The sequence below is a fragment of the Variovorax sp. Soil_C_17 genome (genome assembly GCF_057657265.1).
In genome coordinates this window covers 492,060-517,286 of the sequence record NZ_JBDGIT010000004.1, presented here as the reverse complement: position 1 = coordinate 517,286, position 25,227 = coordinate 492,060, and the positions used below count along the sequence as shown (strand labels likewise).

General features: G+C 68.5%; 26 protein-coding genes and 2 pseudogenes. 11 read left to right on the top strand and 17 right to left on the bottom strand.

Annotated elements, in window-relative coordinates:
* The first annotated feature begins 22 nt into the window (after positions 1-22).
* The 4 genes from phbB (at position 23) to AC3A6Y_RS22570 (ending at position 4,049) form a co-directional block, all read left to right on the top strand.
* Positions 23-742, top strand: a complete 720-nt coding sequence (phbB, locus tag AC3A6Y_RS22585; protein ID WP_487870450.1) for an acetoacetyl-CoA reductase — start codon at positions 23-25, stop codon at positions 740-742.
* Positions 743-799: 57 nt separating this feature from the next.
* Entirely contained in the window at positions 800-1,171 is a 372-nt protein-coding gene (locus AC3A6Y_RS22580; RefSeq protein WP_487870449.1) for a TraR/DksA family transcriptional regulator, read from the top strand.
* A gap of 97 nt (positions 1,172-1,268) precedes the next feature.
* Entirely contained in the window at positions 1,269-2,006 is a 738-nt protein-coding gene (locus AC3A6Y_RS22575; RefSeq protein ID WP_487870448.1) for a winged helix-turn-helix domain-containing protein, read from the top strand.
* 3 nt (positions 2,007-2,009) lie between these two features.
* Positions 2,010-4,049 carry a PAS domain S-box protein gene (locus AC3A6Y_RS22570; RefSeq protein ID WP_487870447.1) on the top strand — a complete coding sequence of 680 codons (2,040 nt, stop codon included), beginning with the start codon at positions 2,010-2,012 and terminating at the stop codon, positions 4,047-4,049.
* Here AC3A6Y_RS22570 and AC3A6Y_RS22565 read toward each other — a convergent pair.
* On the bottom strand, positions 4,043-4,777 hold the full coding sequence (locus AC3A6Y_RS22565) for a Crp/Fnr family transcriptional regulator (protein ID WP_487870446.1): 735 nt from the start codon (positions 4,775-4,777) through the stop codon (positions 4,043-4,045). The genes AC3A6Y_RS22570 and AC3A6Y_RS22565 overlap by 7 nt on opposite strands.
* Before the next feature lie 184 nt (positions 4,778-4,961).
* On the opposite strand from AC3A6Y_RS22565, the pseudogene AC3A6Y_RS22560 reads away from it, so the two are divergent.
* Positions 4,962-5,393 (top strand): annotated as a pseudogene (locus AC3A6Y_RS22560) (ornithine carbamoyltransferase); the annotation flags it as partial.
* 324 nt (positions 5,394-5,717) lie between these two features.
* On the opposite strand, the gene AC3A6Y_RS22555 reads toward AC3A6Y_RS22560, so the two are convergent.
* Positions 5,718-6,431, bottom strand: coding sequence for a sulfite exporter TauE/SafE family protein (locus tag AC3A6Y_RS22555; protein WP_487870445.1), 714 nt, complete (start codon positions 6,429-6,431; stop codon positions 5,718-5,720).
* 193 nt (positions 6,432-6,624) lie between these two features.
* Here AC3A6Y_RS22555 and fnr point away from each other — a divergent pair, with 193 nt between their 5' ends.
* Positions 6,625-7,341 carry a fumarate/nitrate reduction transcriptional regulator Fnr gene (gene fnr / locus AC3A6Y_RS22550; protein ID WP_487870444.1) on the top strand — a complete coding sequence of 239 codons (717 nt, stop codon included), beginning with the start codon at positions 6,625-6,627 and terminating at the stop codon, positions 7,339-7,341.
* Here fnr and AC3A6Y_RS22545 read toward each other — a convergent pair.
* The 9 genes from AC3A6Y_RS22545 to AC3A6Y_RS22505 all read right to left on the bottom strand — a co-directional run bounded on the left by AC3A6Y_RS22545 (position 7,322) and on the right by AC3A6Y_RS22505 (position 14,998).
* A complete protein-coding gene (locus AC3A6Y_RS22545; protein WP_487870443.1) occupies positions 7,322-7,567 on the bottom strand; it encodes a hypothetical protein in 246 nt (81 codons plus the stop codon). The two genes, fnr and AC3A6Y_RS22545, sit on opposite strands and share 20 nt — an antisense overlap.
* Before the next feature lie 5 nt (positions 7,568-7,572).
* A complete protein-coding gene (locus AC3A6Y_RS22540; RefSeq protein WP_487870442.1) occupies positions 7,573-7,848 on the bottom strand; it encodes a FixH family protein in 276 nt (91 codons plus the stop codon).
* 17 nt (positions 7,849-7,865) lie between these two features.
* On the bottom strand, positions 7,866-9,371 hold the full coding sequence (ccoG, locus tag AC3A6Y_RS22535) for a cytochrome c oxidase accessory protein CcoG (protein WP_487870441.1): 1,506 nt from the start codon (positions 9,369-9,371) through the stop codon (positions 7,866-7,868).
* On the bottom strand, positions 9,316-10,230 hold the full coding sequence (gene ccoP, locus AC3A6Y_RS22530; RefSeq protein ID WP_487870440.1) for a cytochrome-c oxidase, cbb3-type subunit III: 915 nt from the start codon (positions 10,228-10,230) through the stop codon (positions 9,316-9,318). Before ccoP ends, ccoG begins: the two co-directional genes overlap by 56 nt.
* A 9-nt stretch (positions 10,231-10,239) precedes the next feature.
* A complete protein-coding gene (locus AC3A6Y_RS22525) occupies positions 10,240-10,377 on the bottom strand; it encodes a cbb3-type cytochrome oxidase subunit 3 (RefSeq protein WP_487870439.1) in 138 nt (45 codons plus the stop codon).
* An 11-nt stretch (positions 10,378-10,388) separates the two neighbouring features.
* On the bottom strand, positions 10,389-11,015 hold the full coding sequence (gene ccoO / locus AC3A6Y_RS22520; protein WP_487870438.1) for a cytochrome-c oxidase, cbb3-type subunit II: 627 nt from the start codon (positions 11,013-11,015) through the stop codon (positions 10,389-10,391).
* 10 nt (positions 11,016-11,025) lie between these two features.
* Complete coding sequence (ccoN, locus tag AC3A6Y_RS22515; RefSeq protein WP_487870437.1) at positions 11,026-12,465, bottom strand: cytochrome-c oxidase, cbb3-type subunit I; 1,440 nt, start codon at positions 12,463-12,465, stop codon at positions 11,026-11,028.
* A gap of 65 nt (positions 12,466-12,530) precedes the next feature.
* A complete protein-coding gene (gene ccoS, locus AC3A6Y_RS22510; protein WP_487870436.1) occupies positions 12,531-12,668 on the bottom strand; it encodes a cbb3-type cytochrome oxidase assembly protein CcoS in 138 nt (45 codons plus the stop codon).
* Positions 12,668-14,998, bottom strand: a complete 2,331-nt coding sequence (locus tag AC3A6Y_RS22505) for a heavy metal translocating P-type ATPase (RefSeq protein ID WP_487870435.1) — start codon at positions 14,996-14,998, stop codon at positions 12,668-12,670. The genes ccoS and AC3A6Y_RS22505 overlap by 1 nt, the downstream gene beginning before the upstream one ends.
* A gap of 105 nt (positions 14,999-15,103) precedes the next feature.
* Here AC3A6Y_RS22505 and AC3A6Y_RS22500 point away from each other — a divergent pair, with 105 nt between their 5' ends.
* Together AC3A6Y_RS22500 and AC3A6Y_RS22495 are read left to right on the top strand one after the other, a co-directional pair.
* Positions 15,104-15,547, top strand: coding sequence for a universal stress protein (locus tag AC3A6Y_RS22500; protein ID WP_487870434.1), 444 nt, complete (start codon positions 15,104-15,106; stop codon positions 15,545-15,547).
* Between the two features lie 59 nt (positions 15,548-15,606).
* Positions 15,607-15,774, top strand: a complete 168-nt coding sequence (locus tag AC3A6Y_RS22495) for a hypothetical protein (RefSeq protein WP_487870433.1) — start codon at positions 15,607-15,609, stop codon at positions 15,772-15,774.
* A 1-nt stretch (position 15,775) separates the two neighbouring features.
* Here AC3A6Y_RS22495 and AC3A6Y_RS22490 read toward each other — a convergent pair whose 3' ends face one another.
* Together AC3A6Y_RS22490 and acs are read right to left on the bottom strand one after the other, a co-directional pair.
* Positions 15,776-16,183 (bottom strand): hypothetical protein, encoded by a 408-nt coding sequence (locus AC3A6Y_RS22490; protein ID WP_487870432.1) that lies wholly within the window; start codon positions 16,181-16,183, stop codon positions 15,776-15,778.
* A gap of 82 nt (positions 16,184-16,265) precedes the next feature.
* Positions 16,266-18,242 carry an acetate--CoA ligase gene (acs, locus tag AC3A6Y_RS22485; RefSeq protein ID WP_487870431.1) on the bottom strand — a complete coding sequence of 659 codons (1,977 nt, stop codon included), beginning with the start codon at positions 18,240-18,242 and terminating at the stop codon, positions 16,266-16,268.
* 387 nt (positions 18,243-18,629) lie between these two features.
* On the opposite strand from acs, the gene adh reads away from it, so the two are divergent.
* Positions 18,630-20,150, top strand: a complete 1,521-nt coding sequence (gene adh / locus AC3A6Y_RS22480) for an aldehyde dehydrogenase (protein WP_487870430.1) — start codon at positions 18,630-18,632, stop codon at positions 20,148-20,150.
* An 11-nt stretch (positions 20,151-20,161) separates the two neighbouring features.
* Positions 20,162-20,571: pseudogene (locus AC3A6Y_RS22475) on the top strand (DUF779 domain-containing protein).
* A 93-nt stretch (positions 20,572-20,664) separates the two neighbouring features.
* Here AC3A6Y_RS22475 and AC3A6Y_RS22470 read toward each other — a convergent pair.
* The 4 genes from AC3A6Y_RS22470 to pedF form a co-directional block, all read right to left on the bottom strand.
* Positions 20,665-20,964, bottom strand: a complete 300-nt coding sequence (locus AC3A6Y_RS22470; protein ID WP_487870429.1) for a type II toxin-antitoxin system RelE/ParE family toxin — start codon at positions 20,962-20,964, stop codon at positions 20,665-20,667.
* Positions 20,961-21,188 carry a hypothetical protein gene (locus tag AC3A6Y_RS22465; protein WP_487870428.1) on the bottom strand — a complete coding sequence of 76 codons (228 nt, stop codon included), beginning with the start codon at positions 21,186-21,188 and terminating at the stop codon, positions 20,961-20,963. Before AC3A6Y_RS22465 ends, AC3A6Y_RS22470 begins: the two co-directional genes overlap by 4 nt.
* 108 nt (positions 21,189-21,296) lie before the next feature.
* Positions 21,297-22,151 (bottom strand): substrate-binding periplasmic protein, encoded by an 855-nt coding sequence (locus AC3A6Y_RS22460; protein WP_487870427.1) that lies wholly within the window; start codon positions 22,149-22,151, stop codon positions 21,297-21,299.
* Positions 22,152-22,163: 12 nt separating this feature from the next.
* Positions 22,164-22,679: a cytochrome c-550 PedF gene (gene pedF, locus AC3A6Y_RS22455; RefSeq protein ID WP_487870426.1), complete on the bottom strand. Its 516-nt coding sequence runs from the start codon at positions 22,677-22,679 to the stop codon at positions 22,164-22,166.
* A gap of 286 nt (positions 22,680-22,965) precedes the next feature.
* Between pedF and AC3A6Y_RS22450 the strand changes: the two genes are divergently transcribed.
* Positions 22,966-25,074, top strand: a complete 2,109-nt coding sequence (locus tag AC3A6Y_RS22450) for a sigma-54-dependent Fis family transcriptional regulator (RefSeq protein WP_487870425.1) — start codon at positions 22,966-22,968, stop codon at positions 25,072-25,074.
* Positions 25,075-25,227 lie beyond the last annotated feature (153 nt).

Below are 25,227 nucleotides of genomic sequence, written 5' to 3'. Positions count from 1 at the left end.
GCTGCGCTTGGAGGCCTGAGCCATGCGCGTCGCCTTGGTCACCGGCGGAACCGCCGGCATCGGAGCAGCCACCGCCGAAGCCCTGCAGGCCGCCGGCTATCGGGTCGCCGTCAACTACGGCACCAACGAGGCGGTCGCACAGGCCTTTTCCAGCCGCACGGGCATCCCCGCCTTCGCCTGGAACGTGGCCGACCCGGTTGCATGCCGCGAAGGCGCGGCCCGCGTGCAAGCCGAGATCGGGCCAATCGAGGTTCTCATAAACAATGCCGGGATCACGCGCGACGCCATGCTGCACAAGATGAGCTTCGAGCAATGGCGCGAAGTGCTCGAGGTCAACCTGGGCGGGTGCTTCAACATGTGCCGCGCCGTGATCGAGGGCATGCGCGAGCGGCGCTTCGGACGCATCGTCAACATGGGCTCCGTCAACGGGCTCTCGGGCCAGGCGGGGCAGTGCAACTACGCCGCAACCAAGGCCGGCCTCATCGGCTTCACCAAGTCGCTTGCGCTCGAGGGTGCCTCGCGCAACATCACCGTCAACCTGGTCGCGCCCGGATACACCGAAACGGCCATGGTCGGTGCAGTGCCTCCGGACGTGCTGGCTCAAATCCTCAAGTCGGTCCCTGCGGGCCGGCTGGCGACGCCGGGCGAGATCGCCCGCGGCGTCGTCTTTCTCGTCGCGGACGAAGCCGCCTTCATCACCGGCATCACGCTGCCGATCAACGGCGGCAAGTACATGGCCTGAGGTCGTGATACGCCTGACGGACGAGGCGTCGCAGCAAACCACAAAGAAGGGCTCCACATGAAACACCTCACCACCGCCGATCGCGAGGCACTGGCCGCTCGGCTCCAGGGCATCAAGCACAGCGTCCTGGAAGAACTTCGCGGGACTGCCGCCGACGGGACCTCACGAGATCCTCAGGACCACGAGGTTCGCAGCCACGCCGACGAGGCCGAGGCGTTCCGGCTCGAAGGCCTGCACTGCGCCGAGATCGAGATCGACCGCGCCAGGCTCAAGGACGTCGAAGAGGCGCAACAGCGCATGGCCGAAGGCCGCTACGGCATCTGCGCCGATTGCGGCGAGGATATTCCGCGCGAACGACTGGTGGCGCAACCTGTCGCCGTCCGCTGCGCTGCATGCCAGGCCGCGTTCGAGGCCGGGCGCCGCCGCTGAGGCCGGCGCTCAGCGTCGAGCGGCCCGCCGCGGCCCGCACTGCAGGCCATTCCCACGGGCATTCTGGATTTGTCCACGACGGGCTAACATTGCCCGGGTGACTACTCCTACCCATCTCGCCGTACTCGACGATGAAATCGAGATCACCACCCTGCTGGCGGGCTATCTGCAGGGACATGGGTTCCGCGTCAGCCAGCTGCATTCCGGCGGATCGCTTCTGGAACTCATGGCCAGCGACGCACCGGCGCTCGTCCTGCTGGACCTGGGCCTGCCCGGCGAGGACGGCTTTGCCATCGCGCGCCAGTTGCGCGAACACTGGCGCTGCGGGCTGGTGATCGTCACCGGCCGCGGGGATGCGGTCGACAAGGTGGTCGGCCTGGAGGTCGGGGCCGACGACTATGTAACAAAACCTTTCGATCTGCGCGAACTGCTGGCGCGGATCAAGGCTGTGCTGCGCCGGCTCGCTCCGTCAGAAGCCGGAGAGGCCAGGCCGGACGCCGAAGCGGCGACGCACCTGCTGCGCTTTGCCGAGTGGGAACTGGACACGGCCGCGCGCCGCCTGCTGGACCCGAACGGCAGGGAGGTGGCGCTCACCACGGGCGAATTCGACCTGCTCAACACCCTGGCCACTCACCCGGGCCGCGTGCTGTCGCGCGACTTCCTTCTCGAGGCCACCCGGGGCCGCGACGGCGGCCCTTTCGACCGCACCATCGATGTCCAGATCGGGCGCCTGCGCCGCAAACTGGAAGACGACCCCAACCATCCCCAGATCATCAAGTCGGTCCGTGGGGCAGGCTACATGCTGGTTCCCAAGGTCGAGACGGGGAGAGGCTGAGTCATGGCCCGCCCCAACGCTCCGGGTGTCGACGACGGCGCGGTGTTCCGTTCCCTCTTCGCCGCGTACCCGGATGCACTGCTGCTGGTCGATCTGCAGGGTGTCATCGTTCTGGCAAACCCGGCTGCGCTCGAACTGTTCGGCTATTCGGCCGACGAACTGGTCGGCCTGACGGTCGACGCGCTGGTGCCCGACGCCATCCGGCCGCGCCACGCCGCGTATCGCAAGGCCTACGCCGACCAGCCGCGCACGCGGCCGATGGGCATGCAGATGGACCTGGTGGCCAAGCGGCGCGACGGCAGCGAAGTCAGGGTCGAGATCGCCCTGAGCCCCTTGAAGGACCACGACCCCCCCTACGTGGTCGCCGCGATCCGCGGGGTCGACGCCTACCCGCGCGTGAAGCAGGCCCTGGAGCGGGCGCGCTATGCGGAATGCCTGGCGCAGTTCGGGCGCCTTGCCGTGGATGCGCGCGAGTCGCAGCGACTGCTCGAACTCGTTCCGGCCATCGCCGCCGAAGCCTTGCAGGTCGAGATGGCGAGCATCCTCCTGCTCGAGCCGAGCGGGCTCGAGTTCCGCGTCGCGGCCGGCGTGGGCCTCGTGCCCGAGGAGGCGATCGGCCATCGGCTGCCCAACGAGCCCGGCCTGCCCTCGGGCACCGTCGTGGCCGAAGGCAAGCCGGTGCTGGTGAACGGCGATGCGCAGGATCGGCGTTTCGAGGTCCCGCCGCTCTATGCCCGGGCCGGCATGGTGTGCGAACTCTCCGTTCCCCTGGCGGACCGCGGCCGCATCATCGGAACCCTGGTCGTTCGCTCCCGAACGTCACGGCGCTTCGGGGAGGACGAGATCCGCTTCCTGGACTCCCTGTCCAGCATGCTGGCCACCGTCCTGCAGCGCACGAGCAGCGAAGAAGCGCTCAACCATGCGCAGCGCCTGGAGAGCGTCGGCCAGCTGACCGGCGGCGTCGCGCACGACTTCAACAACCTGCTCACGGTCATCTCGGGCAACCTGCAGGTGCTGGAGGACACGCCTGCCTACGCCGGCGACCCCTTTGTCCAGCAGCTGGTCGGCGCCGCGGCACGCGCCACCCGGCGCGGTGCGGAACTGACGGGCAAGCTGCTCGCGTTTTCCCGACGGCAGGTGCTGCAGCCCACCGTGGTCGACACCACCGCGCTGCTGAATTCGCTGACCGACATGCTGCGTCGCACGCTGGACCAGCGCATCGTCATCACGCTGGATGCCGAGGACGTGCTTTGCATGGCGGACCCGGGGCAGCTGGAATCCGCCCTGTTGAACGTGGCGATCAATGCCCGCGACGCCATGCCCCAGGGCGGCAAGCTCAGCTTCACTTGCCGCGCGATGGCGCGGCTGCCGATGGAACTCGACGTCGAACCCGGGCCGGGCGAAGCGACGGGCTACGTGGCGATCTCGATCGCCGACACCGGCGAAGGCATGTCCGAGGCCGTGAAGGAACGTGCCTTCGAACCCTTCTTCACCACCAAGGAAAGCGGCCGCGGCACGGGGCTCGGCCTGTCCACCGTCTACGGCTTCGCCAGGCAGTCGCATGGCGCCGTCGCACTCCGCAGCGCGCCCGGTGCCGGCACCACGATCACGTTGTATCTGCCGCGCATCGACGCAGGCGCCGACGACGAATACGAGGCCAACGAGCCGCAGAGCGTGCCGCCCGGGCTGCGCGTGCTGCTGGTCGAGGACGATCCCGAGGTTCGTAGCGTGGTGCAGAAGTTTCTCGCCTCGATGGGTTGCGAGGTCGTCGCCTGCACCCGCGCCGAGGAAGCCTTGGACGTGCTCGCCTCCGATGCGGGCATCGGGCTTCTGCTCACCGACATCCTGCTGGGCACCGGCATGCGCGGCACCGCGCTGGCGGCGGCGGCGCAAACGCGCCGGCCCGGCCTTCCTGTGTTGCTGATGTCGGGCTATTCGAGCGGACTGCTGGCCGAGCCCCAGCCCTGGGAGCTGCTGCGCAAGCCCTACACGCGTGCCGAACTCGAGCGTGCCATGGCGAAGGTCCTGAACGCGGCTCAGTGAAGGGCGGCCGCCGCCATCGGCGGCGCCGTCAGGTGCTGGATGAAGCTGGTCAGCGCCTCCACCTTCGGGATGCGGATGTCGCGCCGACCCTTCTCGATGAAGTGGATCACGTCGCAACGCGCCAGCCTGGACAGCGCGCGGCTTACGGACTCCAGGGTCATGCCGAGGTAGTTGCCGATCTCGGCGCGGGTCATGTGCAGGGTGATCTGGTCGGTGCGCAGGCCGCGCTGCGCGAGCGCCTCGGTCCAGTAGCGCAGGAAGCCGGCCACGCGCGCGTCGGCGGGCAGGTTGCACAGCGAGAGCAGGCAGTCGTGGTCGCGCACGAGTTCGCGGCTCATGGCCTCGTGCAGTGCAGTCAGCAGGGCCGGGGCGCCGAGGGCGGCCTTGAGCAGGGCGTCGTAGCGGATGGCCCAGACTTCGCCGGTGTCCATCGCGACCGCATCGCAGCCGTGGTGTCCTTGCGCAATGCCGTCGAGGCCCAGCCAGTCGCCCTTGAAATGCAGGCCGACCACCTGCTCCCGTCCCTCGTCGGACAGGTTGACCATCTTGAAGAAGCCCGAATTGACGACGTAGAGGCACCCGAATGCCTGCCCTGCCTGGTAGACCGAGTCGCCGGCACGCACGATCCGTCGCTGGATCGGCAGGGTGTCCTGCAGAAGCCGCAGCATGTCCGCGATGCGTTGGACGCCCGACGGCGCAGACTTGGGAAGGCGGATCGTTTCAGTCATTTCTTTGCCCCTGGTGGATCGATAGGGGGAGCTTAGAAAGCCACTGCAACACGAGCGCCAATGCGATGAAGGCTTCGGTAACACTGGGTGAATGCTTGGTGTCAGGACGGTATCGGCGCTCGCGACATGACGAATTGTTGATGTCGCTCAAGGCCCGGATCCCGGAAGGTCCTACCTTCGCGTTGTGACATTCAGCATCTCCAAATCCCCTCGCCTCGACCCGCCGGCCACGGCGAACATCCTGGCGACCCTGGCCGCGGCCGAGCGCCTGCGCGCACTTGCACGCGCCGGCACCGCCGGCCAGCCCTTGCGCGGAAAGAACCTGGCGCTGCTGCTCGGGCCAACGCCCTGCGCCGGCATCGCGACGCTGCGACGCGCCGCGCAGGACCTGGGCGCGCGCGTGGCCGAGGTCAGGTTCACCGAGCCGACCACGCCGGCATCGGGACGGGACGATGTTCGGGTCCTGGCGCGGATGCTGGGCCGCATGTACGACGCTGTCGATTGCGAGGCACTGGCACCGGCGACGGCGCGCCGGATCGAGCAGGACGCCGGCGTGCCGGTGTACCACGGCCTGTGCCTGGACGAGCATCCGGCCCGCGCCCTGGCGGATCTCATGACCCTGCGCGAGCATCGATCGCCCCCCGGCGCGTCGATCCTGTTTCTCGGCGATCCGAAGGCACCCCACGGCAGCCATTTCGTTTCGGCCGCCCGCTGCGCCGGCTTCGACGTGCTTGTCGGGAGCGAGCAGCCCGCATCGAACGACGCGACCTTCCTGGTCGACGCCAGGCACTCCGCGGGCTGGTCACTGCTGGCATCGGGGCAACCGGTCGACGAGGCCCAGCGCACGGAGAACCACCGCTTCGCGATGCAGGCCGTGCTGTTGGACACCCTCGTCAAGACTTGACCGACAGGGCGTAGCACCCTGTTCGGCGAACGGCGCTCAGCCGCACCAGATCCGTATCTGCCGGCTCAGGTCCATCCAGACGGCCTGCAGCGCCACCACGGCGAGCAACCCGCCTGCGAGCCGGGTGCCCCATTCCTGCCGGACCATGCCGGCGCCCCTGCCCAGGCGCTGCCACAGCCACGGGGCCAGCACCAGCGACACGCCGCTGCCTGCGGCGAAGAGCGCCATCACCCCTGCGCCCTGCACGGGCCCGTTTGCCAGGCCGGCGAGCATCAGGGCCGAATAGAGCAGGCCACAGGGCATGGCCACCCACAGCGCGCCGACCGCGAGCAGGCCGCGCAGCGAGCCCGTCGCAGGCCGCAGGCGCGCCGCGAGCGACCGCCCGAGCCGGCGCGCCCAGAGCGGCTGGCGTCCCAGCGCCGCGAGCATCAGGGCCCAGGTCAGCACGAACACATGCAGCAGCACCCACAGGGGGCGCAATGCCGCGACCTGTTCGCTGGCGAAGGCGAGGCTCTCCACCGCGGCCGCGGCCACGGCGCCGGCTGCCGCATAGCCGGCCACTCGCCCGGCATGGAAGACCCAGGATGCGGCGCCGTCCCGCACCCCTGACGCAAGGGTGGCGACGCCGCCGCCTTCCGGCGCACGCACGATGCGGATCACGCCGGCGCAGGCAGCGCCGCACATGGCAACGCAATGGGGTCCGCCGACCAGGCCCATCAGCAGCGCGGTACCCGCGAGCGCCGTCTGCATGGTCAGGCGATGCGCGAGAAGCGCAGGACCGGAGAGGGAGCGTCGTTGGCGACAGCCGGGAGTGAGTTCATCGCAGCAGCGAGAGGCAGGCAATGAGCCACTATGCCGCCGGGCGGCCCGGTCGACCTTGATGTGCATCAAGCCTCCCGTGCGCGCGGCGGCCCAGAATGGCCCCAACAAACCGTTGCCTCCCATGAAAGTCCAGAACATCAAGGTGGCCTGCTCGAGTTGCAGCCTGCGCGAGCTCTGCATGCCCGCCGGGCTGGAGCCGAGCGAGCTGAAGCGCATCGACGAGCTGGTCTCCACCCGTCGAAAGGTGAAGCGGCGCGAGACCCTGTTTCGCAACGGCGAGCCCTTCACCTCCCTCTACGCCATCCGCACCGGCTTCTTCAAGACCCGCGTGGCCAGCGAGGACGGCCGCGACCAGGTCACGGGATTCCAGATGGCGGGCGAGATCATCGGCCTGGACGGCATCGTCAACGATCAGCACACCTGCGATGCGGTCGCCATCGAGGATGCCGAGGTCTGCGTGATGCCCTTCCAGCGTCTGGAGGCGCTGTCGCGCGAAGTCACGGCACTGCAGCGCCACGTCCACCAGATCATGAGCCGCGAGATCGTGCGCGAGCACGGCGTGATGCTGCTGCTGGGCAGCATGCGGGCCGAGGAGCGGCTCGCCGCCTTCCTGCTGAACCTGGTGCAGCGCCTGCACGCACGCGGCTTCTCGCAATCCGAGTTCATCCTGCGGATGACGCGCGAGGAGATCGGCAGCTACCTCGGCCTCACACTCGAAACGGTAAGCCGCACGCTCTCGAAGTTCATGGGCGACGGCATCGTCGAGATCGACCAGCGCAAGGTGCGCATCGTCGATCCCGAGGGCCTGCGGCGCATCGTCAATCCTCCGGGTTGTTGATCTTCCTCGCCGGTACCGTCAGGAGCAGCGTCAGCGCGCTCGCGCCTGCCGCCAGCAGCCAGAACACGAAGAAGCCGGCCGTGTAGACCGCCTGGCGCGACAGTGCGAGCGCCTCGCCGCGCCAGTGGAGATCGGCAGGATCGACCAGCGCGAACACCAGGAGTTCGGTCGCGCTGGCCAGCAGGAAGGCCGGCCAGAGAATCGACATCCACGTCTGCATCTTCATGACCGTCAGCGCCGGGGAGCAGGCACGTCGGCGTCCGGCGTCGCTGCATGGTTGCGGCCGGCGAGCGCCGGCATCAGCTTCTTGTCGGCCAGCGTCCGGTTGATCTCGATCCCGCGGCGGTAGTAGTCCGCAGCAACCACCGGGTCCGGCGTTCGCAGGGCAAGCCAGAGTGTCACGAAGCTGGCAATGACGACCAGGGCAGGCCCGGCCATCACCATCCAGACCCATGGGAAGCGCCACCAGGGCTCGCTCTGCCGCAGGGTCGTCGTGTGATCGTCCATCTGTTCTCCTTCCGAATTCAACGAGGCACCATGAAGGCGGCCTTCTCCGACACCTGCGCGCTGCCGTCCAGCGAGCGAATGTCGAAGTGCACGGCGTGGGAGCCGGCAGGCGCACTGCCATACGGAAGCTGCAGCCGCACCGCCACCCAGCGTGACTGTGCCGGCCCCACTTCGACCGGCTCGGCCGGCGACACGCCCAGGCCTTCGAGCCCGCGCGCCTCGATGCGATAGCGCTGCGGCCGCTCGGACGCGTTCATGATCTGCAGCCGGTAGACGTTCTCGAGCTGGCCGCCCTCGACGATGCGCGCCAGCGAGGCCCGGTCGCGCACCACGTCGACCTTGAGCGGCATGCGCACGACCAGGCTCGCGAGCAGGCCGACCGTCAATGCCATCAGCACGCCGGCATAGATCAGCACCCGCGGGCGCAGCACCCGGCGCAGCACCTGGCTGCGCGTCCAATGGCCGGCCATCCCGTTCTGGGTGGCGTACCGGATCAGGCCGCGCGGGGACGCCATCTTGTCCATCACGGTGTCGCAGGCGTCCACGCACAGCCCGCAGCCGATGCATTCGTACTGCAGCCCCTTGCGGATGTCGATGCCGGTCGGGCAGACCTGTACGCACAGCGTGCAGTCGATGCAGTCGCCGATGCCCAGCGCACGGGCATCGCTGCCCTTGGACCGCACGCCGCGGGGCTCGCCGCGCTCCCTGTCGTAGCTCACGATCAGGGTGTCGCGATCGAACATGGCGCTCTGGAAGCGGGCGTAGGGGCACATGTACATGCAGACCTGCTCGCGCATGAAGCCGGCGTTGCCGTAGGTCGCGAACCCGTAGAACAGGGCCCAGAAGACCTCCCACGAGCCCATGCGCGTCTGCAGGAAGGCCAGCCCCAGCTCGTGGATCGGCGTGAAATAGCCGACGAAGGTGAAGCCGGTCCACAGCGCGATGCCCAGCCAGACGACGTGCTTGAACCATTTCTTGACGAGCTTCTCGAGCGAGAACTCGCCCTCGTCCAGGCGCATGCGGGCGATCCGGTTGCCTTCGATCTTGTGCTCGACCCACAGGAAGATCTCGCTGTAGACGGTCTGAGGGCAGGCATAGCCGCACCACAGCCGCCCCGCCACCGCGGTGAACAGGAACAGGGAGAGCGCCGAGATCACCAGCAGCCCGGTCAGGTAGATCAGGTCCTGGGGGTACAGCACCAGGCCGAAGATGTAGAAGCGCCGCGCACCCAGGTCGAACAGCACGGCCTGGCGTTCTCCCCATTCGAGCCAGGGCAGGCCGTAGAACACCAGCTGCGTCAGGAACACCATCGTCCAGCGCCAGCGCGCAAAGACGCCGCGCACGGCGCGGGGATAGATCTTCTTGTGCGCGGCGAAGAGTCCCCCGCCCTCCTCCTTCGCGGCGGCGATCGGGATCACCCGGCGCGCGGGCCGGGTCGGTGCCGAGGCGGTGTCTTCCACGGCGCGCCTACGGGGCCACGACGGCCTTGTTCGACAAGCCCCAGACGTAGGAGGCCAGCACATGGATCTGTGCCTCCGTCAGGCGGCCCTGCTGCGCGGGCATCTGGTTGGTCTTGCCGGTGTTGATGATCGCGATGATCGCCTCCTGCCCGTAGCCGTGCAGCCAGACCTTGTCGGCAAGGTTGGGCGCTCCCATCGCAGGGTTGCCGACACCGCCGATACCGTGGCAGGCCGCGCAGGCGCTGAACTTGCTCTTGCCCAGGCCGGCACGCACCGAATCGTGAGGGCTGCCCGACAAGCTCAGAACGTAGTTGGCGACGTTCTTCACGTCCTCGGGGGTTCCCACGGCGGCGGCCATCGGCGGCATCACGCCCGTGCGCCCGCCGACGATCGATTCCTTGATCTTGTCGGGCGTGCCGCCGTGCAGCCAGTCGCTGTCGGCCAGGTTCGGGAAGCCCTTGCTGCCGCGCGCGTCCGAGCCATGGCACTGCGCGCAGTTGTTGAGGAACAGGCGTTCGCCGATGGCCATGGCCGCCGGCTCGCCGGCCACGCGCTCGGCAGGCATGGCCACATAGGCGGCGTAGACCGGTTCGAGCTCGCGCCTGGCGCGGGCCTGGTCCTTCGCGTACTCGTCCGCGGTGCTCCACGCGAGCTCGCCCTTGTAGCTGCCGAGGCCAGGATAGGCCACCAGGTAGGCCAGGCCGAAGACGATGGTGATCACGAAAAGCCCGATCCACCAGCGCGGCATCGGATTGTTGGCCTCGCGCAGGTCCTCGTCCCACACATGGCCGGTCGTGTTGTCCGCACCGGAGGGCGCCGAGGAGCGGGCCACCACCCACAGCAGCAGGGCGCACAGCAGGATGCTGCCCAGCGTGGCGAGGGCGACGTAGTTCGACCAGAAGTCGTTGAAGAAATCGCTCATGGGATCCTCTCAGTCCTGCTCGAAGGGCAAACGGCCCGCGTCCTCGAAGGCCTTCGCACGGCGGCGCGAGAAGGCCCACGCGAGAATGGCGATGAAGGTGGCGAAAGAGGCCAGCGTGGCCAGGATGCGCAAGGTGGTGATGTCCATTCGTCTGCTCCCTACTTCAGCGCGAGGCCGAGCGACTGGAGATAGGCCACCAGCGCATCCATCTCGGTCTTGCCCTTGACCTCGGCCGGCGCCGCGGCGATCTGTGCATCGGTGAAGGGCACGCCGACACGGCGCAGCGCCTTCATGTGGGTCGCCGCCTGCGCGCCGTCCAGCTGCGCGTTCTCGAGCCAGGGGTAGGCCGGCATGTTCGACTCGGGCACCAGGTCGCGCGGGTTGACCAGGTGGATGCGATGCCACTCGTCGCTGTACTTGCCGCCGACACGCTGCAGGTCGGGGCCGGTGCGCTTGCTGCCCCACTGGAAGGGATGGTCGTAGACGAACTCGCCGGCCACGGAGTAGTGGCCGTAGCGCAGGGTCTCCGCCCTGAAGGGCCGGATCATCTGCGAATGGCAGTTGTAGCAACCCTCGCGCACATAGACATCGCGGCCCAGCACCTGGAGCGAACTCGGCGGCTGCATGCCGGCGACGGCCTCGGTGGTGGACTTCTGGAAGAACAGCGGCACGATCTCGACGAGGCCGCCGATGGCGACGACCAGCAGGATCAGCACCACCATCAGGAAGTTGTTGGTCTCGATCTTCTCGTGCGAGAAGCCGGATTGGGGAGTGTTCGAACTCATCGTTTCTTCCTCAGGCATGCGCGGCGGCGGGCAACGGAATGACGGCGCGCTCCGAGCGCCCCATGACCACGGTCATCCCGCAGTTCCAGGCCATCACCAGCATGCCGCCCAGGTAGAGCACGCCGCCGAGCACCCGCACCACGTAGTACGGATAGGTGGCCTTGACGCTCTCGACGAAGGTGTAGGTGAGCGTGCCGTCGGGATTGATCGATCGCCACATCAGGCCCTGCATCACGCCGGCGATCCACATGGCGGCGATGTAGAGCACGATGCCGACGGTGGACATCCAGAAGTGCAGCTCGATCGCCTTGACGCTGTACATCTCCTGGCGGCCATACATCCTCGGGATCAGGTAGTAGAGCGATCCCATCGAGATCAGTCCGACCCAGCCGAGCGCGCCGCTGTGCACGTGGCCCACCGTCCAGTCCGTGTAGTGGGACAGCGCGTTCACCGTCTTGACCGACATCATCGGCCCCTCGAACGTCGACATGCCGTAGAAGGAGAGCGACACGATCAGGAAGCGCAGGATCGGGTCGGTGCGCAGCTTGTGCCAGGCGCCCGAGAGCGTCATGACGCCGTTGATCATCCCGCCCCAGCTCGGCGCCAGCAGGATCAGCGAGAACACCATGCCGATCGACTGGGTCCAGTCGGGCAGCGCGGTGTAGTGCAGGTGGTGCGGGCCCGCCCACATGTACGTGAAGATGAGCGCCCAGAAGTGCACGATCGAGAGCCGGTACGAGTACACCGGCCGGCCGGCCTGCTTGGGGATGTAGTAGTACATCATCCCCAGGAAGCCCGCGGTGAGGAAGAAGCCGACGGCGTTGTGGCCGTACCACCACTGCACCATCGCGTCCTGCACGCCGGCGTAGGCCGAGTAGCTCTTCATCCAGCCGGCCGGCATGGCCACGCTGTTGACGATGTGCAGCAGCGCCACCGCGAGGATGAAGGCGCCGTAGAACCAGTTGGCCACGTAGATGTGCCGGACCTTGCGCGTTCCGATGGTGCCGAAGAACACGATGGCATAGGCCACCCAGACCAGCGCGATCAGGACGTCGATCGGCCATTCGAGTTCGGCGTACTCCTTGCCGCTGGTGTAGCCCATGGGCAGGCTGATGGCGGCGGCCACGATCACCGCCTGCCAGCCCCAGAAGACGAAGGAGGCGAGCGCCGGCGCGAACAGGCGGACCTGGCAGGTGCGCTGCACCACGTGGAAGCTCGTGGCCATCAGCGCGCAGCCGCCGAAGGCGAAGATCACCGCGTTGGTATGCAGCGGGCGCAGCCGTCCGTAGCTGAGCCAGGGGATGCCGAGGTTGAGCTCGGGCCACGCCAGCTGCGACGCGATGATCACGCCGACCAGCATGCCGACGACGCCCCAGACCACCGACATGAGGGCAAACTGCCGCACGACGGTGTCGCTGTAGACGGCTGTGGAGGGATTCGATGGGTTCATCTTCGGGCCTTCTCGTGGATGACGGCAAGTGTCCCGGCGCCGCAGGGGCGGCGCTTTGATGCAGATCAATCGCCGCGCAGAATGCGCTCCCCTTCGCCCTCGACATCCTCGAACTGGCCACGCTCGACCGCCCACCAGAGTCCGCCCAGGATCACCAGCACGAGCACGACCGAGAACGGGATCAGCAGGAAAAGGATGTCCATCAGCGCTCCCCTGCAGGAGGTCCGGCCAGGCGGGCTGCGTTGAGCACGACGACCAGCGAACTCGCCGCCATGCCCAGTCCCGCCAGCCATGCCGGAAGCCATCCGGCGAGCGCCAGCGGCACGCACAGCGCGTTGTAGCCGGCGGCCCACCACAGGTTCTGGCGCACGATGCGCAGCGTGCGGCGCGCCTGCGCAATGGCCTGCGGAATGGCCGCCAGCAGATCGCCCAGCACCACGAAATCGGCGCGCGCCTGGGCCAGCGGGACCGCGTTGCCGAAGGCGAAGGAGGCATGGGCATGCGCGAGCACCGGGCCGTCGTTGAGCCCGTCGCCCACCATCGCGACGCGCAGGCCCCGGGCCTGGAGTTCCTGCAGGACCCGCAGCTTCTCCTCCGGCGTGCAGTCGCCACGGACCTCGTGGATTCCGGCACGCTGGGCAATCTCGTGCGCCGCAGCCGCGCGGTCGCCGGACAGCAGGTGCAGGGCCAGCCCCTGTGCGTCCAGGGTCCGCACCGTCGCGGCGGCATCCGCGCGCAGCTCCTCGGCCAGCACGAAGCTCGCGATCCAGCCCTGGGGTTCGCTCAGATGCACCTGCGCCGCATCGACCGGCAGCGCGTCGACGCCGCAGAAGTCCGCCGAGCCCAGGCGCAGGCGGCGCACGGCGCTGCGCGTGTCGCCTGGACGGCGCAGGCGGCCCTCGAGTCCCATGCCGCCATGCTCCGTCAGCTGAACGAGCTCCCACGCCGGGGGCGAGCGGAACTGCGCGCGCCATGCGCCGACCAGCGCGCGTGCGGCCGGGTGCAAGGTCTGGGCGCCGAGCGCGGCGGCGAGTTCGACGGCGTCGCCGGGCCGCATGCCCTGCCGGCAATAGACGCGCTCGAGGCGGGGCGTGTCGCACGTGAGCGTGCCGGTCTTGTCGAACACCACCGTGTCGACGGCTGCCAGCGCCTCCAGCGCCTGGAGGTTTCGCACCATCAGGCCGCGGCGGGCCAGGAAGCCGGCACTCGCGAGCATGGCCGCCGGCGTGGCCAGCGACAGCGCGCAGGGGCAGGTCACGATCAGCACGGCGACCGCCACCATCAGCGCCTTGCCCGGATCGACCGGCCACCAGAACGCAGCGGCCAGCGCGGCGGCGGCCAGCACCGCCAGCAGGAAGGGCCGCGCGGCACGATCCGCCACCTGCGCGAGCCGTGGCTTCTGCATCGAGGCGCTCTCCATCAACGCGACGATCTGCGCAAAGCGCGTGGCCGGCCCCAGCGATTCGACCTGCACCTGCACGGCCGACGACAGGTTGTGGCTGCCGGCCAGCACGCGCGCGCCGCAGGGACGCGGCACCGGGCGCGATTCGCCGGTCAACAAGGCCTCGTCCGCCGTCGTGTCGCCGGCGATGACGACGCCGTCCGCCGGAAAGGCCTCGCCCGGCAGGATGCGCACCACGTCGCCGGGCGCGAGCCGCCGGACCGCGACGCGCGCGAAGGCGCCATCGGCACCGAGCCGCTCGACGCTGTCGGGCAGCCGGTTCATCAGGGCTTCGAGAGCCCCGGCGGTGCGGTCCCGCAATCGGGTCTCCAGCCAGCGCCCGGTGAGCAGGAAGAACACGAACATCGTGAGCGAGTCGAAGTACACCTCGTGCCCCAGCGGCCCCGCGGGGTCGAAGGTGGCCGCGGTGCTGACCGCGAAGGTCACCGCGATGCCGAGCGCAACCGGCAGGTCCATGCCGACGCGCCCCAGGCGCAGATCGCGCAGCGCGCTGCGAAAGAAGGGCCCGCACGAGAACAGCATCACCGGCAAGGTGAGCACCCAGGAGGCCCAGCGCAGCAGTTGCGCGGCATCGGCCGTCATGTCGCCCGGCTGGGCGATGTACGCGGGGTACGCATACATCATCACCTGCATCATGCAGAAGCCGGCGACCAGCCAGCGCCAGAGCGCCAGACGCGCCTCGCGCGAGCGCCGCGCGCGCATGGCCATGTCTGCGGCAGGCACCAGCCGGTAGCCCGCGGCAGCGCAGGCGCCGAACCAGTGCGACGGCTTCACGGCCGCGGGCGACCAGACCACGCGCGCGCGCCGGGTCGCAGCGTTGACGTCGGCCTTGTGCACGCCCGGCACCTGGGCGAGCGCCGCCTCGACCGCGAAGGCGCAGGCCGCGCAGTGCATGCCCTCCACCGCCACCTGCGATTCCCAGCGCCCCCTCTCGGCATCGCCGTCGAGCGGGCGGCCGAAGGCCGGCCATTCGGCCGGATCGTCGAGCAGCGCCCAGCCGGCCTGGGTCTCGGCATCCGGGCAGGGTGGATCGGCGCGGGTCGACGAACCCGCCGGAAGTGCAGCTTGCATACCGCGAGGCTAGGGGCAGGCACGTGCTGCGGCCTTGATCTGAATCAAGCCCCGGGCGCGCCGACAGGCCTACGCTTGCGCCATTCACCTCAAACCGGAGACACCATGTTCAAGCGCATCCTCGTCGCCACGGACGGCTCGACGCTTTCGAAGAAGGCCGTCGCCAGCGCCATCTCGCTGGCGGCGCAGCACGATGCCGACCTCATCGCGCTCACCGTCGTGCCCCGCTATCCCACCAGTTACCTCGACGGCGCGATGACGCTGTCGCATGAGGATGTGGCACGCGTCGAGAAGCAGTGGACCGAGCGGGCCCAAGGCCTGCTCGACGCGGTCAGCGCGCGATGCCGATCCGCCGGAGTGCGGATCAAGACCTCCGCCGTCTCCTCGGACCTGGTGGCCAACGCCATCATCGCGGCGGCGAAGAAGCACAAGGCCGACTTGATCGTGATGGCGTCGCATGGCCGCAAGGGAATCAAGCGGCTGCTGTTGGGCAGCGAGACGCAGCACGTGCTGACCCAGACGGTACTGCCGGTCCTGGTGCTGCGATAGCCCTGACTCCCATCGCGCCGCAGGCACGACCCTTCAACCATTGCGCAGGATCTAGTCCCATGACCACGAAACGAACCGGAGTGCTGCAAGCGTTGGCATTCGTTCTTGCGACCCTGGGAGCCACCGCGTTGCTGGTGGCCGCGGGTCTTGCCGAAGCGCAGCAGCCGCCGTCGGCGGCCACCGCCTGCCATGGATGTCCGGCGCCGGGCCCGGGCGATACGCAATAGGCTACACAGAGTGCCGATGCCGATGCCGATGGTCCAGCCAGTCCAGCAGCGTCGTGACGATCAGGCAGGCAAACGACGCAAGGTCCGCAACCAGCGCGATGACGACGGCCAGCAGCTGCGGATCGGGCAGATCGAACTCGAGAAGATCCAGCAGTGAGCGCTCCGGGGGAGGCGCCAGGGGCGGGGGCGGAAAGAGCAGCTCGAGCCCCACCAGACTGAACAGCGAGATCGACGCAAGCAGGAACATCCAGGCAAAAAACCGTTGAAGTCTCTTGCGCACCCCCGCCGGTGACCCCATGTCGCTGTGTCCTTTCCCCTCCGCAGTTCCGATCTCCTGGCTCGCCGCTCTCATCGGATCGGACCCAAGGGCGATGACCGTTGGATCGGAGAATACGCGCTTGGCATGCACCGGCCAATAGGCGCTTTGTCACGACGCCCATGGCCGCAATGCACTGGACGCGTTGGACGCGTCGCCCAACCCTCAATGCGCCTCAGTGCGCCTCCGACAGCTGATCCAGGATGGCCGGATTTTCCAGGGTCGACGTGTCCTGCGTGATGGCTTCGCCCTTCGCCACGGAGCGCAGCAAGCGCCGCATGATCTTCCCGCTGCGCGTCTTCGGCAGGTTGTCCGCGAAGCGGATGTCCTTCGGCTTGGCGATCGGCCCGATCTCCTTGCCGATCCAGTTGCGCAGCTCGGCGGCCAGCTTGCCGGCCTCCTCGCCGGTCGGCCGGGAGCGCTTGAGCACGACGAAGGCGCAGATCGCCTCGCCGCTGGTCTCGTCCGGCCGGCCGACCACTGCCGCCTCGGCGACGAGATCGGTGCACGCCACCAGCGCGGACTCGATCTCCATCGTTCCCATGCGGTGCCCGCTCACGTTCAGCACGTCGTCGATGCGCCCGCCGATGGTGAAGTAACCCGTTTCCGGATCGCGCGCCGCCCCGTCGCCGGCCAGGTAGTAGCCGCGCAGTTCGGGCGGGTAGTAGCTCGACCGGTAGCGGGCATCGTCGCCCCAGATCGTCCGGATCATTCCGGGCCATGGCTTCTTGATGACCAGGATGCCGCTCTGCCCGTTCGGCAGGTCGCCGCCGGTCTCGTCGACGATCGCGGCCATGATGCCCGGGAACGGCAAGGTGCAGGAGCCGGGCACCAGCGTCGTCGCGCCCGGCAGCGGCGTGATCATGTGGCCGCCGGTCTCGGTCTGCCACCAGGTGTCGACGATCGGGCAGCGGCCGCCCCCCACGTGCGCGTGGTACCACTCCCAGGCAGCCGGGTTGATCGGCTCGCCGACCGAACCCAGGATGCGCAGGCTGCTCAGGTCGAAGTTCCGCGGATGCACGGCGGCATGCCCCTCTGCTGCCTTGATCAATGAACGGATGGCGGTGGGTGCGGTGTAGAACACCGTCACCTTGTGCCGCTCGATCATCTTCCAGAAGCGCGCCGCATCGGGATAGGTGGGAACGCCTTCGAACACCACCTCGGTCGTGCCCAAGGCCAGCGGGCCGTAGGCGATGTAGCTGTGGCCGGTGACCCAGCCGATATCGGCCGTGCACCAGAAGACGTCGTCGTCATGCAGGTCGAAGGTCCACTTGGCGGTCACGGCGGCCTGCACCAGGTAGCCCCCGCTGCTGTGCTGCACGCCCTTGGGCTTGCCGGTGGAGCCGGAGGTGTAGAGCAGGAACAGCGGATGCTCGGCGCTCACCCATTCGGGCTCGCAGACCTCGGGCTGGGCCTGCATGAGCTCGTGCAGCCAGCGGTCGCGCGACTGCCAGGCGATGGCGCCGCCGGTCCGGCGGTAGACGATGACGTTGCGCACGGCCTCGCAGCCGCCCAGTGCCAGCGCCTCGTCGACCAGCGCCTTCAGCGGCAGGGTCTTGCCGCCGCGCACCTGCTCGTCGGCGGTGATGACGGCGACCGCGCCGGTGTCGGCGATCCGGTCGCGCAGCGAGTGCGCCGAGAAGCCGCCGAAGACGACCGAGTGCACGGCGCCGAGACGCGCACAGGCCTGCATCGCCGCCACGGCTTCGACCGACATCGACATGTAGATCGCCACGCGATCGCCCTTGCCGACGCCCAGCGCCTTCAGCGCATTGGCCATGCGGCAGGTTTGCGCGAGCAGTTGCGCATAGGTGGTGTGCGTCACCTTGCCGTCGTCGGCCTCGAAGATGATCGCAACCTTGTCACCCCGGCCGGCGGCGACCTGCCGGTCCAGGCAGTTGTAGGAGACGTTCAGGGTGCCGTCCTCGAACCACGTGTACCTGGGTGCGTGTTCGGTGCCGAGCGCCTTCTCGAACGGGGTCTTCCATGCCACGAACTCGCGCGCGAGGCGGGCCCAATAGCCCTCGTAGTCGGCCTCGGCCTCGGCCGCCAGGGCGTCGTAGGCGGCACGTCCGGCGACGTGCGCCGAGCGCGTCAAGGCTGGCGGTGGAAGGTATTGCTTGGCTGTCTGCGCGTTGTCCGCTGATGTCATGCGTTTGGCTCCTGTGTTGTCCCCGATGGTCTGCGACTTGACCTCGACGAACCTTGCGCTGGCGCAAATGTTGTGCCCGCAGGCGGACTCCGGTGCGAGGCTGCTCAGCGTGGCGGGGACGCGCGCAAGCCTTCGGCGGCCGCGCAACGCCGATCCGGCCCGTGGGCGCTGTCCCGTTTTGCAGCAGGTGCTCAACGGCGGCACAGCGCCTGCTGGAGCAGCGATGCCGCGCCCGCGCCTGCGCGTGATGAAAAACTCAAGTCCAACAAGGGCTTGCACCCTTCGCACCGGTGCGCTCCGCGACATGGCCCGTGCTTTGCAGAAGTGGCGGGGCGGGACGCGTCGTCCCGTCAGCACCTTTTTCAACCACCTGACTGGAGACGATTCATGGACATGGCAGAAATGACTCACCTCGGCATCGAGAACCCGTACAAGAAGCAGTACGGAAACTACATCGGCGGAGCGTGGGTCGCGCCGATCGACGGCCAATACTTCGACAACCTCACCCCCGTCACGGGCCAGGCCTTCACCAGCATCCCGCGTTCCAACGCGAAGGACATCGAGGCCGCCCTCGATGCCGCGCACAAGGCCAGGGCCGCCTGGGGGTCGACCTCGCCCACCGAGCGCGCCAACGTCCTGCTGAAGATCGCCGATCGCATGGAGCAGAACCTGCAGAAGCTCGCCGTGGCCGAGACCCTCGACAACGGCAAGCCGCTGCGCGAGACGATGGCCGCCGACCTGCCGCTGGCCATCGACCACTTCCGCTACTTCGCCGCCTGCATCCGGGCGCAGGAAGGCGGCATCAGCGAGATCGATCACGACACCTACGCCTACCACTTCCACGAGCCCCTGGGCGTCGTCGGCCAGATCATTCCGTGGAACTTTCCGATCCTGATGGCGGTGTGGAAGCTGGCGCCGGCGCTGGCTGCCGGCAACTGCGTGGTACTCAAGCCCGCCGAGCAGACGCCGGCCTCGATCCTGGTGCTGATGGAACTGGTGGGCGACCTGCTGCCGCCGGGCGTACTCAACGTGGTCAACGGCTTCGGTCTGGAGGCGGGCAAGCCGCTGGCTTCGAGCAGCCGCATCGCCAAGATCGCGTTCACGGGCGAGACCACCACCGGCCGGCTGATCATGCAGTACGCCGCACAGAACATCATTCCGGTGACGCTGGAGCTGGGCGGCAAGTCGCCCAACATCTTCTTCGAGGACGTGATGTCGGCCGACGACGCCTTCTTCGACAAGGCGCTCGAGGGCTTCGCGATGTTCGCGCTCAACCAGGGCGAGGTCTGCACCTGCCCGAGCCGGGCGCTGGTGCAGGAGTCGATCTACGAGCGCTTCATGGAGCGTGCGATCAGGCGGGTCGAGGCCATCAAGCAGGGCCATCCGCTGGACCCGTCCACCATGATCGGCGCACAAGCCTCGCAGGAGCAGATGGAGAAGATCCTCTCGTACATCGATCTCGGCAAGCAGGAGGGTGCCCAGTGCCTGACCGGCGGCGAACGCAACCTGCAAAGCGGCGAGCTCGCGGCCGGCTACTACGTCAAGCCCACGGTCTTCAAGGGTCACAACAAGATGCGCATCTTCCAGGAGGAGATCTTCGGCCCGGTGGTGTCGGTCACGACCTTCAAGACCGAAGAGGAAGCCCTGGAGATTGCCAACGACACGCTCTACGGCCTGGGCGCCGGCGTGTGGACCCGCGACGGCGCGCGCGCCTTCCGCATGGGCCGCGGCATCCAGGCGGGACGCGTGTGGACCAACTGCTACCACGCCTACCCGGCCCATGCGGCCTTCGGCGGCTACAAGCAGTCGGGCATCGGCCGCGAAACGCACAAGATGATGCTCGACCACTACCAGCAGACCAAGAACCTGCTGGTGAGCTACAGCCAGAACAAGCTGGGCTTCTTCTGAAGCGAAGCCTCATGCCGTCCGACCCGGGGGCGCGCGAGGCGCCCTGCGGCATCGTCCGCCGCGTGTCCGCCACGCCGGCCGCGCAGGCGCTCATCGAGCGCCTGCGTGCCGTGCATGGGCCGCTGATGTTCCACCAGTCCGGCGGCTGCTGCGACGGCAGCGCGCCGATGTGCTTCGCGCTCGGGGAATTCCAGACCGGGGACGCCGACGTGTGCCTGGGCGAGATTGCCGGCGCGCCCTTCTACATGAGCCGCGCCCAGTTCGAATACTGGGAGCACACCCACCTGATCATCGATGCGGTGGCGGGCAACGGCGGCATGTTCTCGCTCGAGCGGCCCACCGGCCTGCGCTTCATCACCCGCTCGCGCCGTACGACGACGAGGAGTGGAAGCGGCTCGAAGCCCATCGAAATCGCCGTTGAAGCGAAGGGCAAAGAGGAAGCTCAGGGCGGTGAATGAAACGCTGAAAAGCGGACACTCAACCTCGAGCTGAATCCAAGGTTGGGCGACAGCTTTCAAACTCGCGGCTGCTTCAGGCGCTGCGAGGGCCAGAAACGAAGCACAACCAACTCGCTGCCTTGAACTCGGTAGTACACGTGGTGGTGGACGCGGTCCAGGTGAATCCGACGAACACCGGAGAGGCGAGCGTTGCCGACTCGCTGACCAATGCCAGGCTGAAGTATGAGGAGCTTCAGGGTGCGCTCAAGATCTTGGCGGATCGCCTCGCTCGCCGACAAGCGGTTTTCGCGCCACCATGCATCGGCGCGTTCAATCTCGTCCGCGGCGCGGACAGCGATACGAAGCTTCAGGCTCACTGCTTCGCGCGCTTGTTCATGCGGGCGAACAGTTCCTCCGGCGCGATGGTCTCACCACGCTCGGCCTCGGCGATGGCTTCGATCAGTGCAGCTTCATCCTCGGCATCGAGGAACACTTCGCCGGTGGAGTCGGGCGTGAGCACGGTGACGACCGCCCCTTCGGGCAGCGCCACACCCTCGAGTTGCACCTTGCCGGCAACGACGGTTCCAGTTGCAATTCCCATGAGCGAATCGTACACCTGCCAAGGCCCTCCCCTTCCCGCTCGAAACATCAGTCGAATTCGCCTTTCACGAAGGCACGACTGCCGCGGGATCCGAAGGAACGATGCCCCTCAGGCCCCCCGCCACTCCACGTTGCCGCGCTCGAAGATCCGGCCCAGCCGGCCGCTCGCCGCCAGCTCGTTCACGGCACGCTGCAACGCCTGCGCCAACTCGGTGGAAGCGCGCTTGACCGCCATCCCCACTGCCCAGCCGTCGCGCGGCGCGCGCGGCGAAGGCAGCGGTGCGATCTCGAAGCGCGCGTCGCCGCGCAGCACGGTTTCCAGCTCGGAGGCCAGGCCGGCCGCGGCCACGACCTCCTCGCGCAACAACGCGCGCGCGGCCTCGGTGCCGTCCTTCCATTGCGTGATCAGCTGCTTTCGATAAGCGCCGCCGTCCGCGCCGATCAGCAGCCAGCCCGCGAGCGACTGCCCCGGCACCGCCACCCGGCCGTCGGCCAGCTGCGACAGCGTGTCCAGCCGGGGCACGCGGTCGAGCCGCCTGGCGATCGCCACGCGGTCGCGGCAGTAGGGCGCCAGGATGGCGACCTGCGGATTGGCGTCCATCAGCGGCCGATCGACCGGCACGTGCAGCAGCACGTCGGCCGGCCCGTAGCCGAGGTAATGCCCGCGCCACACCATGTGGCGCAGGTCGTCGGCCATGTTCTCGTCCGCATGGAAGGGCAGCAGCGACAGCCGCACGCCCAGCGATTCGGCGAGGGCTTGCGCCAGCTCGACGTCGATGCCCTTGCCGCCCGCATGAAAGGGCGGCATGTCCTGGTAGATGCCGACGGTCAGCGCGCCACGCTCGCGCACGCGCTCCAGCGGTGTGGCCGCCGCGCGCAGCGGCAGGCCCGCCATGCCTGCGGCGACGCCGGCGGCGCCCAGCCGGCGCAGCCAGTCGCGGCGATTCGCTCCGATGCTTTTCATGGCTGCCTGCGCTCAGAAGGGCTTCTCGCGGCGCGTCTCGAGGTACGCCTTGATCGACCAGACGGCTTCCTGGCTCATGACGCCTTCGAAGGGCGGCATGTACACCGCGCCGTTGCGGCTGCGGCCGGTGCGCACGGTCGAGACGAAGAAGTCGTCGATCTCCTTGACGCAGACAGCCCGGCGCCCGGCGTCCTTCATCGTCGCGCACTCGCCATCGAGCTTGCGCAAGTCGGGCGCCATGCCGCCGGAGATGGCCTCCAGGCCGTGGCAGCGGGCGCAGTTCTGGTTGTAGGCCGAGGTTCCGATCTTCACTGCGGCCTCATTGCCGCGGAAGGGATTTTCCTCGCGCCACTGCGCGCCGAGCTTGGGCAGCGCCGAGGTGTCGACCGCCTGGGGCGTCACGTCGCCGTGCGCCCAGGCCAGGGGGGCGGCGACGCAGGCGCACAGGGCGAGCAGCAGTGCGTTGGCCTTCGCGGCGCCGCGCCTGGACGCGGAACGAATGGAAACAGGGGTGGGGGTGCGCTTCATGTCAGGTCTCCGTCATGGTTGTGTTGAAGGATGCGCAGCGGTCCGCAAACCCCGTGCCACGCCGACCTGTTGCAGGCTGGAACACAAATTGCCTTCCCGTGCCGGCCGGTTGCTCCAGATCAAGGCAGCCGGCCGGTTCGATGGCATTCTTCGGACGGATCGGCCAGATCGGACCGAGAAGCTGTACCCGAACAGCACAGTGCCGCGCCGGCCCCCCCGGGGCGCGCGGAATTCGATGGAGACGAGCTGCCCGTCCGCGGCAGCGACACGAGCAGGAGACACGAAGATGTCCGTATCCCATCACGTTCCGGCGACGGCCGGGAGCTGGTCGACGCCCACCGCCCTGCCCTGCATGCAGCATCCCGCGCGCATGGAGCAGATCGAGCAATCGCACCAGCGCTGCGCCGCCCTCGGGCTGACGCGGGTCGAGCGTCCCGATTTCGAGCCGCTGATGCGCAGCGACCTGAGCGTGGCGCGGGAGCGCAACCACCGCCTGTTCACGCATGCGGCTCCGGTGATGGAGATGCTGTTCGAGCAGATCGTCGATACCGAAAGCATGATCGTGCTGGCTGACGCCCAGGGCACCATCCTGCATTCGGTCGGCGACGACCGGTTCCTCGAGCGCGCCGGCAAGGTCGCCCTGGCGCCGGGGGTCAACTGGGCCGAGCATTCCAAGGGCACGAACGCCATCGGCACCGCGCTCTTCCAGGAGTCGCCCACCGTCGTGCATGGTGGCGAGCACTTCATCCACGCCAACAACTTTCTCACCTGCTCGGCGGCCCCCATCTTCGACCCGCGCGGCAACATGCTGGGGGTGCTCGACGTCACGGGCGACCACCGCGCCTACCACCAGCACACCATGGGGCTGGTGCGGATGTCGGCGCGCATGATCGAGAACCAGTGGCTCTCCGACGACTTCGGCAACCGCCTGAGGCTGCATTTCCACAGCCGCGCCGAATTCATCGGCACCTTGCTCGAGGGCATCGTCGTCGTCGGCGCCGACGGCAAGATCCTGGGCGCCAACCGCAGCGCCATCGACCAGCTCGATATGAGCAGCGCGGCGCTGCGCATGCACAGCCTGACCAGCCTGTTCGGCACGAGCGTGTCGGCGATCGTCGATCATTTCCGCGCGCCCCTGTCCACGCCCGCCTGCCTGAGCCTGGCGAACGGTCGGCAGTTCTTCGTGAACGCCCGTTTCAACAGCCCTCGCACGATGATGGCCGGCATGGACGTCGACGCGGCGGACGCGCCCGGCGGCCCGACCCACCCGAGCGTTCGCGCCGGCGCCGCTGCGGCTCTTCCAGGCGCTTCCACGCCCGCCGCGGGCAGCAGCTTGTCGGGCCTGCACTACCTCCGCACCGGCGACCCGCAGATCGAAGCGGTGGTCCAGAAGGTGCAGCGCGTCCTCAACCGCGACATTCCGCTGCTGATCCTCGGCGAAACAGGCACCGGCAAGGAGCTCCTGGCGCGTGCCGTTCACCAGGACTCCAGCCGCGCCAAGCAGCCCTTCGTCGCCGTCAACTGCGCTTCGATTCCCGAGTCGCTGATCGAGGCCGAGCTGTTCGGTTACGAGGACGGCGCCTTCACCGGTGCGCGCCGCAAGGGGGCCAGCGGGCGCATCGTGCAGGCCAACGGGGGCACCCTTTTTCTCGACGAGATCGGCGACATGCCGCTCGCGCTGCAGGCGCGGCTGCTGCGCGTGCTGCAGGAACGCTGCGTGACGCCGCTCGGCAGCCAGAAATCCATCTCGGTGGACATCGCCGTGATCGGCGCCACCCACCGCAACCTGCGCGAGATGATCGAGGCCGGAACCTTCCGCGAGGACCTGTACTACCGCCTCAACGGGCTGGTGGTGCGCCTGCCGGCGCTGCGCGAGCGCCGCGACCTCGACATCGTGGCGCAGCGCATCCTGCTGGCCGAGTGCCCGCAGGGCACTCCCGTGATCGCGCCCGCCGTGGCCGCGCTCTTCGGGCGCTACGCGTGGCCCGGCAACATCCGGCAGCTCGCCAACGTGCTGCGGACCGCGGTCGTGATGGCGGGGAGCGAGGCGCAGATCACCGAGGACCATCTGTCCGACGACTTCCTCGATGACGCACGGCGGCTCGGCGCACCCCCGGCGGCCACGCCGCCGGCCCATCCGATCGCAGGGCAGGATGGCGCAGCCGGCCGCGCCTTCGCGTCAGAGGCTGCAACGGCATCCGGCATGCCTCCGGCGGCCATTGCGCCGCCCGAGCGCTCCCTGGCGCCCGAAGGCGCCGCGGCCCGCACGCTCGAGGAAGCCGAGATCGAGATGATCCGCGCCGCCGTCGCTGCCGCGCAGGGCAACATCTCCGTCGCCTCCAAGCGTCTGGGCATCAGCCGCAACACCATCTACCGCAAGCTGCGCTGGAAGTGAACCCCACCCCCGTATCGGCTCACTTCGTGTAGCCGAGTACCCCCTCAAGGGGGCAACACCAGCGGCCCGGCCCTTCGCCGGGCTCAGGACAGGCCAAGCCCGGCTCCGCGGTGTTTCCCGCCTGGGTCGTGCCAGTTTCCCGGGAAATCCCTG